Here is a 17235-nt window from a genome sequence, read left to right on the forward strand (position 1 = left end):
AGACAACGCGATCTTCTGAAAAAGGCCATAGCAAGGGATTGCTGCCGCTGAAACAGGGTCAGATTTTCAGACTTTCGTGGGTTTGTTCAGTTTCGATAATGAGACCATGCTTATCGACGGCTATCAGTTGTATGACTTTTAGAGGCTCCCTCCGGCTTACAGTCACTCGTCTCATAATGCCGTCCAACAGAACGACGGAGAAGGACATACCTGTGCTCGCCTCACCTGACTGCGCTCCTGTTTCGAAGAAATCGAACAGCGCTTCAGACGATCCAAATTGAGATAGCACCAGTTTTTCGGCATCTTTTCGCAAACCGTCCGGAGCAAGGGTAAGAGATTTGATCATCATCTGGAGTCTGTTGGCAACGACACGACGTTTTCGCTCCAGATCGCCATCGTCAGCATCCTGAAGTTCCTTGATCAACGATTTGATCTGTTGGTCATCAACCGGAGCGAGGGCAGCATCTTTCTCCAGTTTGGCTTCCACCGCTCCCTTCTGATTTTGAAGTTCCAGAATTTCGGATGAAATCTCTTCAATTTTCGACTGGATGAAATCCTTGGAGGCATTGCTTGTTTGAAGCATGTCAAAAGTTGTATTCAGTAGCTCCCTCTTCCCTCGTATATTTTCATTAATGGAGACCAGTTTTTGCTCCAGCGTGTACCGTTCTGATTGTTCGTCAGCACGTTTTAAAGTTTCAACGAGGTCAAGTTCATGAACAAAATAAAGAAATACGTTTTCAAAATGGTCATATCGCCAACCCGATGCGGAGCATTCGAAATGACGCTCAGCGTTGGTGCATCTTAGGAACTGACCTCCTTTGGGTGGTTGCCCTTTGTGTACAAAGCGCATGGGGGAGGCGCAGTAAGCACACTTGGCAATTCTCGAAAATAAATTTCGATACACAGGACCTTTTCGACCAGCTCCTTCGACCAGTCGCTTCCGGCGCGCATGTTTAATGCGCAAAAACTGTTCCTCATCAATCAAGTGTGGGAAATAATCCGGGACTATATCGCCATCAGGCTCGGCGGTTCCATTCACCAACTTGTGCGGCTGGAACTCACCCAAAACCGATCTGTTGTTGAGTATCCTCGTGATATATGAAGCATGCCAACCCTTTGAATTTTCGCTAAAGGGAAGAACGCCTTCGTTGTTGAGAATGCGGCCAATCGAATAAGATCCATATCCTGAATCGGCTAGGTCAAATATACGTTTAACAACATCATCCCTGCCCGGAATAACCTCAAACGAGTTTGAGTCTGTATTCAGCTTCAGCCAAGCGGGGCATACTTTTGTAAGTTTGCGTTGGTGGATGTTTTTCCTCTTGTTCGCCCATGCTTTGCCAACTCGAAAACTTTTTGCGACCGATTCCTCATGGGCGCGACTGAGTACAACCATCGGGTACAGCAAATCTTTGAAATCAGCATTTTCCGCGCCATACACTTGCTCATCGATAAGTGTAACGATTTTGATTCCGGACTTAAGTATTTTTATGAATAAGGGGATAGATTCAAATATGTTTTCTCTACTGAGTCTGTCCAGCGATTCAATTAATAGGTAAGACCCAGCAGGGACAGTTTTGTTTTCGATAAGGGAGATAAAATCCCCGAGCATTCCCTCCTTAATATTCTTACCCTTGAACGCAGAAACGCCAATATCTTCAAAATTTTCAACCAATTGAAGATCATGGCGAATTGCATATTCTTTCGATTTTTCTTTCTGTCGTTCTAAACTGTTGCCCTTAAGCTGCATATCCGTCGACATGCGAACGTAGGAATAAGCGAGCGGTTTAGTGTTTTCTCTGTCCATGATGCGAATGTAATCGATAAATTAATTAGCCACAACATCTCGATTGTTGGCCTGCCTGATAAGGCAGTGGCCGAAAGCCGTGAGCGGGTACAGGCAGCACTACACGCTTCCGGCCTTTCCATGCCGACCAAGCGGGTCACGGTCAATCTGGCTCCTGCCGACCTGCCGAAAGAAGGCTCGCATTATGATTTGCCGATTGCCGTTGGGCTGATGGCAGCAATCGGTGCTATCCCGATAGATGCCATACAGTCCTATCTGGTTTTGGGAGAGCTTTCGCTTGATGGTTCCATAACGGCTGTTGCGGGTGTATTGCCTGCAGCAATTGGTGCCAATCGTGAAGACAAGGGGCTGATCTGTCCTTATGCCTGTGGGCCGGAAGCGGCATGGGCAGGGGCCAATGTCGATATTCTTGCGCCACGCAGCCTGATTGCTCTGGCTAACCACTTTCGCGGAACACAGGTGCTGACGCCGCCTGATCCTTCCATGCGCGTATCAAGTGAAGTGCAGCCTGATCTGGCCGACATCAAAGGGCAGGAGACACCCAAGCGGGCGCTGGAGATAGCTGCTGCTGGAAATCACAATTTGCTTCTGGTCGGACCGCCGGGATCAGGAAAATCCATGTTGGCGCAGCGACTGCCGTCGATCCTGCCAAAACTCAGCCCGCGTGAACTGCTCGATGTTTCAATGATCACATCCATTGCAGGCGAGCTATCGGGTGGAAAACTGTCGGACCGCAGACCTTTTCGCGCCCCGCATCATTCGGCATCCATGGCAGCAATGGTCGGCGGCGGGTTGCGGGCGAGACCGGGTGAGGTGTCGCTTGCACATAATGGCGTTTTGTTTCTTGATGAGTTTCCCGAATTTTCGCCGCAGGTACTCGATTCTCTCAGACAACCGCTGGAGACTGGTGAATGCATGATCGCACGTGTCAATCATCGCACAAGCTATCCCGCACGCTTTCAGCTGATTGCCGCTATGAACCCATGTCGCTGTGGCATGGCAGGAGAACCGGGGCACACATGCGCGCGCGGTCCTCGCTGCCAGAGCGATTATCAGGCTCGAATTTCCGGCCCCTTGCTGGATCGTATCGACTTGCGCGTTGATATGCCTGCTGTCTCAGCTCTTGATCTCATTCAGCCCTCGCAATCCGAACGAAGCGAAAGCGTTGCCAAACGTGTCGCACGGGCGCGGGCAATACAAAGCGCGCGCTATGCAGCGCTTGGGCTGGATGCATCCCTGACCAACGCTTACTGTTCGGCAAATCTGATTGAGGACGTGGCCAAACCGGATGCTGCGGGTTTAAAACTGTTACGCGACGCGAGCGAACAGATGCGTTTTTCCGCGCGTGCCTATCATCGCATTTTGAAAGTAGCCCGTACATTGGCCGATCTCGATGGTGTGGATCAGATCAGCCGGATACATCTTGCAGGTGCGATTTCTTATCGTATGGGTGCCGAGAGACTGTCTTCTGTGGCGTGAAGACGACGCCACAGAAGCTTTTTTCTTAGAGCGGTTCCAGTTAAGACTGAAACATTGGAACCGCTCTATCTATTTGTTTTTGCGCATTATCCAACGCAAAACCGCTTCGCACTTTTGCTGGAAACGCTTTATTGGTTCAGTTAGCCTGAAGCGTCACCGTGCCGTTGTTAAGAAAACAGGCTTTGTTGAACAGCGATAGATCAAGCGGATTGGGAAGACGCACATCGCTTAAATCCGGGCAGGCCTTGAGGTCCGCATCGAAACTGCGATCAATCTGCGAGATGCAGAGAATGATCAGGCCCAGCTCCTCCGCAAAAGCTTTCAGCGCCCTTATCTGAAGCATCAGTTCCAGATTTTCACGCTTCTGATCCAGCAATTGCAGATAGTCGATGACGATACATGTGTCGCGCGGTTCATTCTGCGATTGCTCTATAATGTAATTGGCGCTGATTACTTCAGATGTGTCGAACACGAACTGTCTGTCAAAGTCATGTTCGTTGACGCCAAGCATCTCAAATCGTTTTCGGATGTCTTTTCTCGTGTAGTCGAGAGAGAAGAACAGGCCACGATTTCCCTTCTTCATGGCCTCAATGAGGATTTCGAGGCTGAGCAGTGTCTTGCCATGGCCGGGCCTTGCGCCAACCAGAACCAGATCACCCGGCTGTAAGCGCGCATAAAGTTCCGCAGCCGATACGGCGTTGGTATATTTATGGGTCAGTGTACTCCAGCTTTTGAAGCCTTCGCGCTTTGCTATGCGATCCAATGCCGAATGAAGCGGTATGCTTTCATCGCGCGCCATAAGCTTCGCGCGGCGTTTCAAATGATAGATGGGAGCCGATAATTTCATCAAAACCTCCTATGCGAGCTTTGATTGCAATCCCTCCTTATGCATTCGCTCGAACAGCTGGTTCGATGGTTAGATTTCCCGCATGAAAAATGCTTTCCCGATTGGAGGGAGGAGGCGTGGAGGAAGCCAGAATCAGAGCATAGCGCAGATCAGGTTGGGAGGTGAACAGGATTTTGCGTGCTAGAGCATTTCCTGTTTTTCTTGAATCATTGGAAATGCTCTATCTCTTTGTTTTTTCGCATTATCCGACGCAAAACCGCTTCGCACTTTTGCTGGAAATGCTCTAGCACCTTGGTATAAAAGCCGAAGCGCCTGTGATGAGCGCTCCGGTTTCCTGCGATTTCAACCACCGATGATGCGGCGGATATCATTGACCGACAGGCTGAGGAAGGATTGCATGCCGATGGCAACCTGATGCGGTTCCATTTCGGCGATGAAAGTCCGGAACTCTTCTTCCGTTGGCGGCGGTGCAAACCACTGCATACGGCACAGATCATGGGTGTCGTGAAAGTGACCTGCACCTTCCAGAACATCATCGACATAATGGCCGTAGATAAAGCATTCGGAGAAGCGGCGGACATTGCCGATAGCTGCCACCCAATGCTGACCAGTGTGCTTTTCGATGCGTTCGCACATGCCGACAACTGAATCTCTACGCCATGAAACAAGCTGGCCGATATAGTCATTCAGCGCGCTTTTACCATTTTTGACGCCAAGAAGCTTTCCGGCATTTTCTGCCCAGACGGGATGTTCCGGCCATTCGGGATTGGCCAGCGCATTGGGCCGGTAGAACAGGCGTAATTTATCATCCTGCCAGAGCGTGCTGCAATCGAAGGGCTTCACAAAAGCAGTATCTGAATCGGTATAGAGGAGACCGTCTTCTTCGACCTTGCTGGCCAGCGCAATGCGGCGCAACTGCTGCACATGCCAGCCGCGCAATGGCTTGGTTTTAAACGAAAGCCAGACACGACGCCGACCAAGATAAGTCGGATCGGGGAATGCACGAATCCATGAGGGCAGCAAATCCCGCTCGTCGATGATGATGCGTTTGGCGCTCTCAATCTGCCGGAATAGTGCTACATCTTTGCTATCGACAAGGATGTAATGCTTGGTGAAACCGGTGACATATTTGTCCATGGTTTCGCACAGGAGCTTGCAACGTTCAAAATCCTGATCCCAGCTTGCAGTGACAATAGCTGTCTTCAAGGTTTACCCCCTGACAGCTTCTCCTTGGCAACGCGCCAGAGGAAGACCGGATTTCCGACGAGGTAGCGCTTTGCCAGACGGCGAGGCTCCTGCAACAGGCGGTGTACCCATTCCATCTTGAGTGTGCGGACCCAGTGTGGCGCGCGTTGTACACGGCCAGTATGCAGGTCGAACAAGGCGCCGACAGCGCTTGCAATCGTGCAGTGTTCGGCTGTGATGTATTTGTCGATAAACAGTTCCTGCCGTGGGACGCCCATGGCGACCAGCAAAATATCCGGATGATATTCTTTAAGCTGGCTTAGAATGCCATCAATATCGGCTGGCTTGAAATAGCCGTCTGAGATCACGCGAAAATCATGCTGTGGTATTTGCTGTTTGAAAAGCTGTGCAGCTTCCGCAGCAACACCGGGACCGCCACCGAGAAGGGCGACGTTCATCGGGCGTTTGATGTGTTCCATCAGGCCCGGGATGAAATCCGTACCATTCAGATTGGCCGGGAATTTCTCGCCATAGGCAACTTTGCTGGCGATATCGACGCCAATACCATCAGGCAGAATCAGAAAATCTTTCAAAGCAGTCATATAGGCCGGATCTTCATGCGCTATATTGGCATTGTTGGCATTAAGCCAACCCTGCTTCATGAATTCATGGTTTTCGATCCGCTTTTCGAAATAGGCGAATGAACTGTCCCAGTCGAAACAGACAACCTTTATGCCGAGAATATTTCGATATTCGAGCTTTTCGGGGGAGCTATTCGTCATGTCAGTCTGCTTTTCCTGTGACGTCCTGAAGTTTCTTTAACCCTCGGGCGATTGCGCTGTCCATGCCTTTGATTTGTGCCTGTTTAAAAGCCTTACCATCAAGCCTTTGATTGTCGCCTTCATTGATTGTTTTCAGACGTTGTACAACGGCTGCGGCAAATTCTGCGGGCTTATCGGCGATTGTGCAGTTCTCTGGAATATTGCTGATACCACGAACAGAATGGGCAGTTGCGACGCTCGGCATGCCAAGTTCAAATGTCTCGATTGTTTTGAGCTGAACACCAGTACCCGCACGGCTGATCAGTGGTATAAGCCTTCCACTTTCTACAAATTCGGTCGCGTCAGGCACTTTGCCGACAAAATTGACGCCGGGCCATGCCGCAACCAAATCAGCCGGTGTGTTTCCAGCAATTGCTATTGAAATGTCATTCGGCAGCAATGGTTTTACTTCGCGCAGAAACCATTCAAGTCCGATGCGATTCGGGTGCCATGTCCATGTCCCGATCAGTGCCAGATCATATTTCGTCGACGGCACCTTTGCCGCAGCGTCGTTCCCTGGCATGACAAGCGGTAATGTCGCAAATTTTTCGGTGCTGAGGCCCAGCGCCGGACCGTCGTCTTCCGCGAATGTGAAAACGAAACTCGCCTGTTTGCAAAGCCTGTTTTCCAGCTTTTTCAGAATACGGGCTTCGCGACCGAAGAGGAATTTCTGAACCTTGCCTTTGGCGTCTGCGGCGTTTTCTTCTGCCGAACGATACTCAACATTGTGCGCAACGAACAGCGATGGTTTGTTTTTGAAGATTTCTTCGAAGGCACCGGGCAGCGTGACGCCGTTGAGAACATAGGCATCAAATTCGCCAAGTTCGGTGATCGCATTGTGCAGCTCGATAGCAGGGATCACGCGCAATTTTGCTGAGGAAACCGTAAGCCCGGTGAGGACGGATTTCAGGACCCATCCAATCTTGCGCTTGATGCCCGCACCTTCTGTACGCACTTCCACTTCACCAAGCACGATTGTGTCTGCACTTTCGGCAGCCTTGTGGCCTGGCCATGTAAAGCCCAGAACAGTCACATGGGCGCCAGCACGACGAAGGCCATCGATGACTGCGGCGTTCGCAACTTCATAACCTGTTGAAGCGACGGCATGAGGAACAAGTGACGTCACGAAGACAAGACGGAACGGTTGCAATTCAACTCCTGACGGCTCTTAATGAATATTTATTGAAGCCAGTGTCTACAGCCATGCGGTGAACTTTTCTTTAAGCGTTTATCAATAGTGGCAAGATAAGCATAAAATAATAATTCTCTGAAATAATCGGAAGCTGAGATGCCAGATTTACCGGATCATATTGAAGTAATCGCTAAAACACCCGGTCTTCGTCATGAAGATATCGAAGTCGTCGTTTCACTGCCGACATTTCGTAGACCGGAACATCTGATAAGAACACTTGATACGCTGAATGCGCAGGTGACCAAGCGCCGCTGGGCTGTTGTCGTTATCGAGAACGAGACTGAAAAAAAGGAAGGCGCAACCGTTGCCGCTCCGCTTTTCGAGGCTGGCAAGTATCCGGGTATGCTTATTGCAGAATCCCATCGTGGCAATTGTAATGCCTATAATGCAGGCTGGTTGACTGCGACGAAGTTTTTCCCGAACTTCAAATATGTCATCGTGATCGATGATGACGAACTGGCTGATCCTGAATGGATCGAAAACATGGTTGCTACCGCAGAACGCTATGACGTCAGTCTGGTCGGTGGTCCGCAGTATCCGATTTTTGAAAAGCCGAATTCGGAACAGTGGGCAAAGCATCCGGTTTTCCTGCCGCATTATGATACGACGGGCCCTGTTCCGATCATCTATTCTTCGGGCAATCTGCTGATTGCACGTCCTGTGCTGGAAGCCATCGGCTATCCGTTCATGGACCTGAAGTTCAACTTTACCGGTGGTGGCGATTCCGACTTCTTGTCGCGCTCAATCGCTAAGGGCTTTAAAGTTGCCTGGTGTGCGGAAGGTATCGTGCGCGAAACCGTGCCGGCGCGTCGTCTGGAAAGCGACTGGATCACCTCGCGTGGTCTTCGCAATGGCGTTCTTTCGACCCTGATCGAACAGCGCAAGCGTAAGGATGAGCCGTTCGGTCAGGTGCGCGTGTTCCTCAAGAGCCTGGCTCTTTTGGCTTATTCACCGATCAAGGCTGTGAGAAGAGGCTTTGCAGCTGGCTTTGCGCCGGTTGGAACCTACTTCATCCATATCGGTCTGGGCCGGGTGATGGCGCATTTTGGATATTTGAATGAGCAGTATCGCAATCCGGACAAGAACTGATCTGATTTCGTCCGATCCTATGCGAGTGACGATGCGCAAGATAGCGCTCGTCACTGCGACGGTTATATTCTGCATTCTGCTGATTTCTTTTCGTCCGTTTTCACCGGCCGTTCCTGCTGATGGTCAACAGGCGGGCGATGTTGTCAATCAGCTTGGCTTTGGCCTTGTCGGGGCCATTGCCTTGGCAGCGCTTGCAATGTTTGCTGATCCTGGCAAGGTTTTGAGGCTTATAAGCCTTGGCTGGCTGCTGATGTTTGGCCTTTTACTGGCTTCAGCCTTTGTCAGCCCAGATCCACCGACCGCCATTCGTGGCATCATGCTGACGCTGATTGGTGTTCTGGCTATCGTCGCTGTTCTTGCGTTGCCTCAGGATGCAGATGGTTATTCGTGGATGCTGCTTGTTGTGGCATCTATCGTTATTTTCGTCTCCTATACTGGTGTGGTGCTTTTGCCCAATCTTGGCACGCATGGCGTTGACGCTGGCGAGCCGCAGAATTCATTTCTGTGGCGTGGTGTTTTCACCCACAAGAACATCGCCGGGCCTGTCATGGCAATTTTCGCTTTCGCTGGCATTTATCTTTGGCGGCGTGGCTGGCGGATCAGTGGTGCGCTGATTGCGTTGGTTGCGTTGTTCTTTGTTGCCCATACAGGCTCGAAGACCACTGCCGCTCTGGTCCCATTTGCCATGCTGCTGGTCATTGGCCCCGGCATGTTCGGTCTGCGCGGACTGGCACCTCTGATGATCTTTGGCATTCAGGTGATCTTTGCGCTCTTCACCATCGGCACAGTCCTGTTTGAGCCATTGCATCAAATCATCATGCATTTCTCGGTCGATCCGACATTTACAGGACGCACATCGATTTGGGCTTTTGCGATAGAGGCATTGCATAATCGCCCATGGATCGGATTTGGCTATGAGAGCTTTTGGGGCGCAGAGCGCGTCAAGGAAGCCGCGAACCCTTATTATCTCGACTGGGATGTGCGTGGCATCGTTCATGGTCATAACGGTTATCTCGATATAACGCTTTCGATGGGACTCGTCGGTCTCATCTGCGCGATCGTCGTGATCATCATCATGCCGCTGGTGAATTATATGCGGTGCAGACCAACCCGCGAGAACTTTCTTCTTGCCGATTTCTTTTTGATGTTTGTGTTTTTTGGCACGCTCAATGCGATGCTGGAAAGCTTCTTCTTCCGTCGCATGGACCCGGTTTGGCTCATGCTCATCTTTGCGATTTTTGGCCTGCGCATGACGGCCAAAGTCACCATCCCAAAACGGTCTGTCTAGAGCGGTTCCTGTTGAAAAAGAATAGTAGGAACCGCTCTATCTTTTTGTTTTTACGCATTATCCTACGCAAAACCGCTTCGCACTTTTGCTGGAAATGCTCTAATCGGAGTTATCCATGAATATTGCGATCATTGGCACGGGCTTCGTCGCCGATTACTACATGACCACGCTGCGCAATTATCCGCAATTGAAGCTGCTCGGTGCCTTTGACCGCTCGGCTGAACGGCTCAAGATATTTGCAGCGCATTATAACGTGCGCGCTTATGAAAGCTTTGAGGCAATTCTTGCCGATAAAGACGTGCAGATCGTTCTCAACCTGACGACGCCGGAAAGTCATTATGCCATTTCACGCGCCGCTCTTGAGGCGGGCAAGCATGTCTATTCGGAAAAGCCGCTGGCGATGGATTTCAACGACGCCAAAGCGCTGGTTGAGTTTGCTGAGGCAAACGGACTGACACTGGCAGCCGCACCGGCCAATGGTCTCAGTGACGCGCAGAAACTGGTCTCACACTCGATCAGCGAGATCGGCACCCCGCGTCTGGTCTATGCCGAAATGGAAGACGGCCCGGTTTTTCGTGACAAATGGGCGACATGGCGCTCGCAATCGGGTGCACCTTGGCCGGGTCTGCATGAGTTTGAGATTGGTTGCACGCTGGAACATGCAGGTTACGCTCTCTCATGGCTCGTGTCGCTTTTTGGTCCAGTTGAAAGCGTGACAGCGTTTTCCTCGATCACCTTCCAGAACAAGGGACCGGGAACGGAGCATCTGCACATGGCGCCTGATTTTTCCGTCGGTTGCCTGCGTTTCAAATCCGGTCTTGTTGCGCGTCTGACGTCCGGCCTTGCAATGCCGAAGGATCGCAGCCTGACAATCGTGGCTGACAAGGGCTCAATCACCGTCGATGATCTTTGGGATAACCGTTCTGCTGTGCGGCTTGAATCGACCACCAGAAAGCGTTCTATCCTGTCGCGTGTCTTTGGTCGTCTGGAAGCAAAGCTTGGCAAGACTTTGCCATGGAAACCGGCTGTTGGCAGCAAGCTCGCCTATCCAAAAGGCGATGCGCTAAGCCTGCCGTCATTCCCATCGCAGATCGATTTCATGCGTGGCGTGGCTGATCAGGCACGCGCCATTGAAACCGGTAAGACGGCCTTTTTCTCCGGTGCGGTGGCCCTGCACATCACCGAAGTAGCCCTCGCACTCAATAATGCTGGCGAAAACGCTGCACCCTATAAGGTTCAGAGCAGCTTCTAATCAGGTTGCTTTCCAAGCACAGTGCTGACGATGTTTGCCACCGCAGCACTGTGTTCAAGCGGCATGATCGGGCTTGAAATCTCGCCGCGTGTCACGGCATCGCGCACGGCTTGCGCCTGAAACTGCAATCCGTTTCCAGCAAAAGCATGGTGTTCAACCGTTCTGCCCGGCAAAGGCAGGCGGTTCAGAACCTTGCCAATCAAGCCACCCGGCCCTTTCGGACCAAGGGCTGAATTCAGCATACTCGCGGAAAAAATCGTCAGACGCTGTGCTTTCAGAAACGGTGCGTGAATGAGGATCGCGCCGTTTGTGCCTTCAATCAGCATCTGGTTTTGACCATCCCGATCAAAGCCGCATGAGAGCTCAGCTGTGGCATTTGCATATGTCAGCGTGATTTCAGTTCGCATATCGACGCCGCTTTTGGCCTTGGTCCAACGTCCGCTGACAGCGTCGGGCAAGCCGAGAAAACTCAGCGCAAGCGAAACCGGATAGACGCCGAGATCGAAGGCAGCACCGCCGCCAAGTGCCGGATTGAAAAACCGGCTTTGCAGATCTTCCGCACGGAAATAGGAGAGGTCCGCTTCGATACGCTTTACCGTCCCGATGCGACCGCTTTTGATATGCTCACGGGTGGCATGAATCGCCGGAAGGAACCGGCTCCACATCGCTTCCATGGCAAAAACATTATGCGCCCTGCTTGCGGTTGCAATTTGGTTTGCACCGTCTGCATCGAGCGTCAGCGGCTTTTCTGTGAGACACGCTTTGCCTGCGGCGATTGCCTGTAATGTCTGCGGCACATGCATGGCATTGGGCGTGGCAATGTAAACGGCATCGATATCAGCGCTGTTGAGGAATGCAGCGGCATCATCAAAGACTTTGTCCGCGCCGATGCGGGTTTTGAAACTTGTCGCACTCTCCATCGAGCGCGAACACACCGCAGTCACACGCATGTCGCCGCTTGCCTGAATGTCGGCTGCAAAGGCATTGGCAATCGTGCCCGTTCCCCATATACCCCAACGAAAATTTTTGCCGTCGCGTTGCTTACTCGTCATGGTTTTACCGCCAACCCCTTCGCGATACCCTTGTCATTTGTCTGTTGTATATCGCATGATATCCGGGATTACGACCGGCTTTGCCTGCCGTTTCCCTCTTCATGTGATCAAGGTAAAAATATGGGTGGAATTGTTGTAGCCGTTGCGCGCGACGCCGAGCATCGTTTCTCGAAACAGCTGGTTTCAGAGATAAGCATTGTTGCAGGTCAGGGCGTTGAAGGCGACGCGCATAAAGGTGTGACGGTCAAGCATCGTTCGCGTGTCAAAGTTGATCCAACCCAGCCAAATCTGCGTCAGGTCCATCTCATTCAGGCCGAGCTTTTCGATGAGTTGACCGAGAAAGGCTTTGACATTGCGCCCGCGCAGCTGGGTGAAAACATCACCACGCGCGGGATTGATCTGCTCGCTCTGCCCAAGTCGGCCATCCTCAAAATCGGGTCCGATGTTGTTCTCGAAATCACAGGCTTACGCAATCCATGCTCGCAGATTGAAAACTTCGGGAAGGGGCTTTTGGGCGCTGTTCTCGATAGAACGGAAGACGGCCAACTGGTGCGCAAAGCGGGTGTCATGTCGATCGTTCTTACGGGTGGAAACGTGCAGGCTGGCGACAATATCGAGATCGAATTGCCACCACTGCCGCATGAGAAACTGGAGCGCGTCTGAGCATTTAAATCGGTTAGTTTTTTAGAAAAAGGCCTATCAAATTTGCGTCATATGCCCTAGATCATCCAACAATAGGATACAGACTGGCTCTGCTGGCGCTACATAGTGGGACAGCAGCAGCTAAGACAGTCTAGTCTGTCGGCTCTCTATTTCTGTATGACAAGCCAGTTGGCTGTGTTTCAAAAGGGCAAAAAATGGAAAAAGCAGATATCGGAATGGTCGGTCTCGGCGTCATGGGTTCGAACCTTGCGCTGAACATCGCCGAGAAGGGCTACACGGTAGCCGTCTATGACCGCGACGAGCCTGTCTTGAAAGCATTCATCGAAAAAGCTGGCGCGCTGCGTGACAAGATCATCCCTTGCGCCACTTTTGAAGAACTGGCTGACAATATCCGCAAGCCACGTCCAATTATCTTCCTCATCAAGGCTGGCGCACCAGTTGACGCTGAAACAACCCGCCTCAAGGCTTATCTTGAGCAGGGCGACATCATGATCGATGCTGGCAACTCCGACTATCGTGACACGATGCGTCGTCTGAAGGCACTCGGCCCGAACGATCCAACCTTTGTCGGCATGGGTGTATCGGGTGGCGCGGAAGGTGCACGTCATGGACCGTCAATGATGGTTGGCGGTACGCAGGAAGCCTATGATCGCATCGCGCCAATCCTCCTGGCTGCGGCGGCAAAGTATAAGGGCGAGCCTTGCTGTGCGCTGGTTGGTCCGGATGGCGCAGGCCACTTCGTAAAGACCATTCACAATGGTATCGAATATGCCGACATGCAGATGATTGCCGAAATCTACGGCATCCTGCGTGATGGCCTCGGTCTTTCGGCGCCTGCAATCGGTGATGTGTTCGAGAAGTGGAATGCAGGCCCGCTCAATTCCTACCTCATTGAAATCACTGCAAAAGTTCTGAAGGCCACTGATCCTGAAACCGGCAAGGCGATGGTCGATATGATCCTCGATCAAGCTGGACAGAAGGGCACTGGCCGCTGGTCGGCGATTGAAGCGCAGATGCTCGGTGTTCCTGCAACCGGGATTGAAGCAGCCGTTGATGCACGCTCGATCTCGTCGCTGAAAGCTGATCGTCAGGCTGCGGAAAAGGCTTACAAGCCTGCGCCGCGCACGCTGGATATTGCTGATCAGGCGCAGTTCCTTGCCGATCTTGAGCAGGGTCTGCTGGCCGGAAAAATTGTTGCCTATGCGCAGGGCTTTGCAGTTCTGGCCGCAGCGTCCAAGGAACACGGCTGGAACATCCCGCTTGCAACCACCGCCCGCATCTGGCGCGAAGGCTGCATCATCCGCTCGCTGTTTCTCGATGATATTGCACAGGCTTTTGAAGGTCAGGAAATCGAGAACCTTCTGCTGGTTCCTGCCTTCATTGAACGCATGAGCAAGGCATCGAAGGGTCTTCGCAAGATCGTTGCACAGGCCGCACTTGCAGGTCTGCCGCTTCCTGCACTTGGTTCGGCATTGAGCTATTTCGACAGCTTTACGCAGTCGCAGGGTACGGCCAATGTCATTCAGGGCCAGCGCGATTTCTTCGGTTCGCACGGCTTCAAGCGCATCGACAAGGATGGTGATTTCCACGGTCCTTGGGGCAATTAAGCGCTGACAGGTTTCGGCCCTGAGTGATCAAAATCACAAAAGGGCCATAATCTTGACGCGCCTTGAACACAGGTTTCACAAAAAAGCCGCCCGTTTGAGCGGCTTTTTTGTTATTTTTTGGGATTAATCGGCCAAAACAAGTAAATCATGGGCCGCAAAATGCACCGTCACCTTGTCACCGCGTTGTGGCGGTGGCTGCGTCGGATCGTTGAACGTGTCGAATGACAACTGGTTCTTGCCAAGTGCCACGCGCGTACGAATAACTGAACCGAGGAAGTGCACATCCTCAATGGTCGCATCGAGCGACGTATCGTGGCTCTTACGTGCCTCCAGGCTAACCGCTTCGGGGCGCAGAGCCAGCGTGATCGCCTTGCCCTTTGGATGGTGGCCGAGTTCTTCGGTCACCTTGATTGTGCGGCCATCAAGTTCAATGCTGTTTTGTCCCGGTTCGTTGACAGATGCTTCAAGCATGTTGAGTGTACCGACGAAGGACGCAACAAAACGCGAGGCAGGACGGTTATAGATATCAAACGGCGTACCGATCTGATCAGCCCGGCCTTCATGCATCACGACGATACGATCAGAGATAGACAGTGCTTCTTCCTGATCATGGGTCACGAAAACCGTGGTGATGCCGAGCTTTTGCTGGATCGCACGGATTTCCTGACGCAGTGAGATACGGATCTTTGCATCGAGCGCTGAAAGAGGTTCGTCGAGCAAAAGCACCTGCGGCTTGGTTGCAAGCGCACGAGCCAGTGCCACGCGCTGTTGCTGGCCGCCGGACATCTGATAAGGATAGCGATCCGCAAGATGTTCAAGCTTGATGAGGCTGAGCATTTCCTTGACCGTCGCGTCGATTTCAGCTTTCGACTTGCCCGAAACACGCAGACCGAATGCCACGTTCTGGGCAACAGTCATGTTTGGAAACAGCGCATAGGCCTGAAAGACCATGCCTATATTGCGCTGGTTGGGCTTGAGATCGACCACATCCTTGCCGTCAATTTCGATTGCGCCGCTATCGGCACCTTCAAAGCCTGCGATCATGCGCAGAACGGTAGTTTTGCCGCAGCCCGATGGGCCGAGAAAGGAAACGAATTCGCCCTTTTCGACAGCGAGGTTGAAATCGTGGACGACAGTATTGGCGCCGAAGCTCTTTTTCAGGTGCTGGAGATTAAGAAAAGCCATGAATGTTACCCGGCGTTTGTCTTGAATTTATTGAGGCGCGAGACAAGCTGCAACATGATGATGCTGAGCCATGTGATACCAAACGAGATAATCGCCAGCGCAGATGGTTCATAAGCGCGGTTGGCGCCGACGAGCTGGAGATAAGGACCAAAGGCAGGACGGTTGAGCAGGGATGCCAGCGTAAACTCACCAATGACGATAGCAAAGGTGATGAAGGCACCGCTCATGACACCGGAGATCACATTCGGGAAAATGACCTTGAACATGATCCGGCCCCAGCCAGCGCCAAGGCTCTGGGCTGCTTCGGTCAGCGTGCGAACATCAATCGTGCGCATGGCAGTGTCGACTGCACGATACATGTAAGGCAGTGCCAGCGTTACATAACCGAACATCAGCAGCAGATCGGTTGCCCGCGTCGATGAGGTAAACGGCAGCCACGATGACGAATTATAGATGCGCAGATAGCCGAACACGATGACGATTGCCGGAATGACGAGTGGCATCAGCGTGATGAACTCGATCAGCGGACGCAGGTGCGGCAGACGCAGGCGAACCCAATAGGCGGTTGGCACAACAAGCAGCACGCCGAAGATGATCGTCAGGATACCAAGCAGGATCGAATAGCCGAACGTTGCCTGGAAATTCGGATCGCTGAAAACCACGCGATAGGCGTCGAAGGAGTATTCGCCACGACGCATACGCAGCGAAAATTCAAAGGTGCCGATCAGCGGTACGAGGAAGTAGATCGCACCAATGAAGAAGGCGATCCACGCACCGATCTTCTGGAGGTTGAAGCCCTTTTTCATCGCTGCCACCTTTCGGCACGCATACGCAGCCAAATGTAAAGGAGGTTGGAAAGACCGGTGATAACGATCATGCCGAGCGCCAGCGCGTAGCCCAGATTCTGGTTATGCAGAACGTCGCCGCGGATCTGCGCATAAAGCAGGATCGGAACGATGTTGAGCGATGAGCCGGTCAGTGCATAGGCGGTTGCAATCGCACCAAAGGCATTTGCAAACAACAGCAGCGTTGTGCCAAGCAGGCTTGGCCATAGAATCGGAAACGCAACCATGCGCCAATATTGAAGATTAGTCGCGCCCAGGATCGAAGAGGCTTCACGCCATTCTTTCTTCAGACCGTCCAGTGCGGGCGTCAGAATGAGCACCATCAGCGGAATCTGGAAGAACAGATAGGTGATGGTCAGACCGAAGAAGCTCAGCAAGTTGAAGCCGGTCGAGTAAAGATTGAAGCCGAACCACTCACGCAGCAGGATGGTCACGAAGCCGGTGCGGCCCAATGTTGCCAAAAAGGCAAAAGCCAGCGGAACACCGGCAAAATTCGATGCAACGCCCGAGAAGGTCAGAACTGTTGGGCGCAGCCAGCGCGGCAGATTGCCAAGCACCACGGCCCAGGCCAGAAAGAAGCCGATCAATGCGCCACCGAGCGCCGATGCAAGGCTGACTTTGATCGAAATCCAGTATGCGCTCAGAATCTGAGGCTGGAAAAGATCATGGACATTCTGAAGTGTGAAGTTGCCGTCGGGGTCCTGAAAGGCGCCGATAATGAGATACATCGTCGGCCATAACAGGAAGAGAATGGCAAACAGAAAGAAAGGCGCGACGCCAATCCACGATAGTGGCAATTGACGCTTACGCACCCCGCTGGTTGGTGCGGTTGTTTCGGCTGATGGATTCATGCGTTCTTTCTTTAAAGCATAATCCCGAAGAGCGGATGGCTTTTTTCGGATAAGACTATGCGTGAAATAAAG

At 52.2% G+C, this 17235-nt stretch carries 14 protein-coding genes and 1 pseudogene; 6 read left to right on the forward strand and 9 right to left on the reverse strand.

Annotated elements, in window-relative coordinates; genetic code table 11:
* Positions 1–58: 58 nt before the first annotated feature.
* Positions 59–1807, reverse strand: a complete 1749-nt coding sequence (locus tag CEV33_RS13555; protein ID WP_094540977.1) for a recombinase family protein — start codon at positions 1805–1807, stop codon at positions 59–61.
* 36 nt (positions 1808–1843) lie between these two features.
* Here CEV33_RS13555 and CEV33_RS13560 point away from each other — a divergent pair.
* Positions 1844–3286, forward strand: a pseudogene (locus CEV33_RS13560) (YifB family Mg chelatase-like AAA ATPase); the annotation flags it as partial.
* A gap of 136 nt (positions 3287–3422) precedes the next feature.
* On the opposite strand, the gene CEV33_RS13565 reads toward CEV33_RS13560, so the two are convergent.
* The 4 genes from CEV33_RS13565 to CEV33_RS13580 form a co-directional block, all read right to left on the reverse strand.
* Positions 3423–4133: a DNA helicase gene (locus CEV33_RS13565; RefSeq protein WP_094540979.1), complete on the reverse strand. Its 711-nt coding sequence runs from the start codon at positions 4131–4133 to the stop codon at positions 3423–3425.
* 342 nt (positions 4134–4475) lie between these two features.
* Entirely contained in the window at positions 4476–5339 is an 864-nt protein-coding gene (locus tag CEV33_RS13570; protein WP_094540980.1) for a DUF6492 family protein, read from the reverse strand.
* Positions 5336–6100 carry a WecB/TagA/CpsF family glycosyltransferase gene (locus CEV33_RS13575; protein ID WP_094540981.1) on the reverse strand — a complete coding sequence of 255 codons (765 nt, stop codon included), beginning with the start codon at positions 6098–6100 and terminating at the stop codon, positions 5336–5338. The genes CEV33_RS13570 and CEV33_RS13575 overlap by 4 nt, the downstream gene beginning before the upstream one ends.
* 1 nt (position 6101) lies before the next feature.
* On the reverse strand, positions 6102–7289 hold the full coding sequence (locus tag CEV33_RS13580; protein WP_094540982.1) for a glycosyltransferase: 1188 nt from the start codon (positions 7287–7289) through the stop codon (positions 6102–6104).
* Positions 7290–7427: 138 nt separating this feature from the next.
* Here CEV33_RS13580 and CEV33_RS13585 point away from each other — a divergent pair, with 138 nt between their 5' ends.
* From CEV33_RS13585 to CEV33_RS13595, 3 genes are all read left to right on the forward strand, one after another.
* Complete coding sequence (locus tag CEV33_RS13585) at positions 7428–8420, forward strand: glycosyltransferase family 2 protein (protein ID WP_094540983.1); 993 nt, start codon at positions 7428–7430, stop codon at positions 8418–8420.
* Complete coding sequence (locus tag CEV33_RS13590) at positions 8389–9708, forward strand: O-antigen ligase family protein (RefSeq protein ID WP_094540984.1); 1320 nt, start codon at positions 8389–8391, stop codon at positions 9706–9708. Before CEV33_RS13585 ends, CEV33_RS13590 begins: the two co-directional genes overlap by 32 nt.
* 115 nt (positions 9709–9823) lie before the next feature.
* A complete protein-coding gene (locus tag CEV33_RS13595; RefSeq protein ID WP_094540985.1) occupies positions 9824–10960 on the forward strand; it encodes a Gfo/Idh/MocA family protein in 1137 nt (378 codons plus the stop codon).
* On the opposite strand, the gene CEV33_RS13600 is transcribed toward CEV33_RS13595, so the two are convergent.
* Positions 10957–12012: a Gfo/Idh/MocA family protein gene (locus tag CEV33_RS13600; RefSeq protein ID WP_094540986.1), complete on the reverse strand. Its 1056-nt coding sequence runs from the start codon at positions 12010–12012 to the stop codon at positions 10957–10959. The two genes, CEV33_RS13595 and CEV33_RS13600, sit on opposite strands and share 4 nt — an antisense overlap.
* 120 nt (positions 12013–12132) lie before the next feature.
* Here CEV33_RS13600 and CEV33_RS13605 point away from each other — a divergent pair, with 120 nt between their 5' ends.
* Together CEV33_RS13605 and gndA are read left to right on the forward strand one after the other, a co-directional pair.
* Complete coding sequence (locus tag CEV33_RS13605) at positions 12133–12675, forward strand: MOSC domain-containing protein (RefSeq protein WP_094540987.1); 543 nt, start codon at positions 12133–12135, stop codon at positions 12673–12675.
* A gap of 194 nt (positions 12676–12869) precedes the next feature.
* Positions 12870–14282 (forward strand): NADP-dependent phosphogluconate dehydrogenase, encoded by a 1413-nt coding sequence (gene gndA / locus CEV33_RS13610; RefSeq protein WP_094540988.1) that lies wholly within the window; start codon positions 12870–12872, stop codon positions 14280–14282.
* Positions 14283–14405: 123 nt separating this feature from the next.
* Here gndA and CEV33_RS13615 read toward each other — a convergent pair whose 3' ends face one another.
* The 3 genes from CEV33_RS13615 to CEV33_RS13625 are packed head-to-tail and all read right to left on the reverse strand — an operon-like array spanning position 14406 to position 17163.
* Positions 14406–15467: an ABC transporter ATP-binding protein gene (locus CEV33_RS13615; protein WP_094540989.1), complete on the reverse strand. Its 1062-nt coding sequence runs from the start codon at positions 15465–15467 to the stop codon at positions 14406–14408.
* Between the two features lie 5 nt (positions 15468–15472).
* Positions 15473–16273 (reverse strand): ABC transporter permease, encoded by an 801-nt coding sequence (locus tag CEV33_RS13620; RefSeq protein ID WP_094540990.1) that lies wholly within the window; start codon positions 16271–16273, stop codon positions 15473–15475.
* The gene (locus CEV33_RS13625; protein ID WP_094540991.1) at positions 16270–17163 is read right to left on the reverse strand and encodes an ABC transporter permease; all 894 of its coding nucleotides are present in this window, start codon (positions 17161–17163) and stop codon (positions 16270–16272) included. The genes CEV33_RS13620 and CEV33_RS13625 overlap by 4 nt, the downstream gene beginning before the upstream one ends.
* Between the last annotated feature and the right edge of the window lie 72 nt (positions 17164–17235).

This window comes from Brucella grignonensis (genome assembly GCF_002252505.1).
Taxonomy (GTDB): Bacteria; Pseudomonadota; Alphaproteobacteria; order Rhizobiales; family Rhizobiaceae; genus Brucella; species Brucella grignonensis.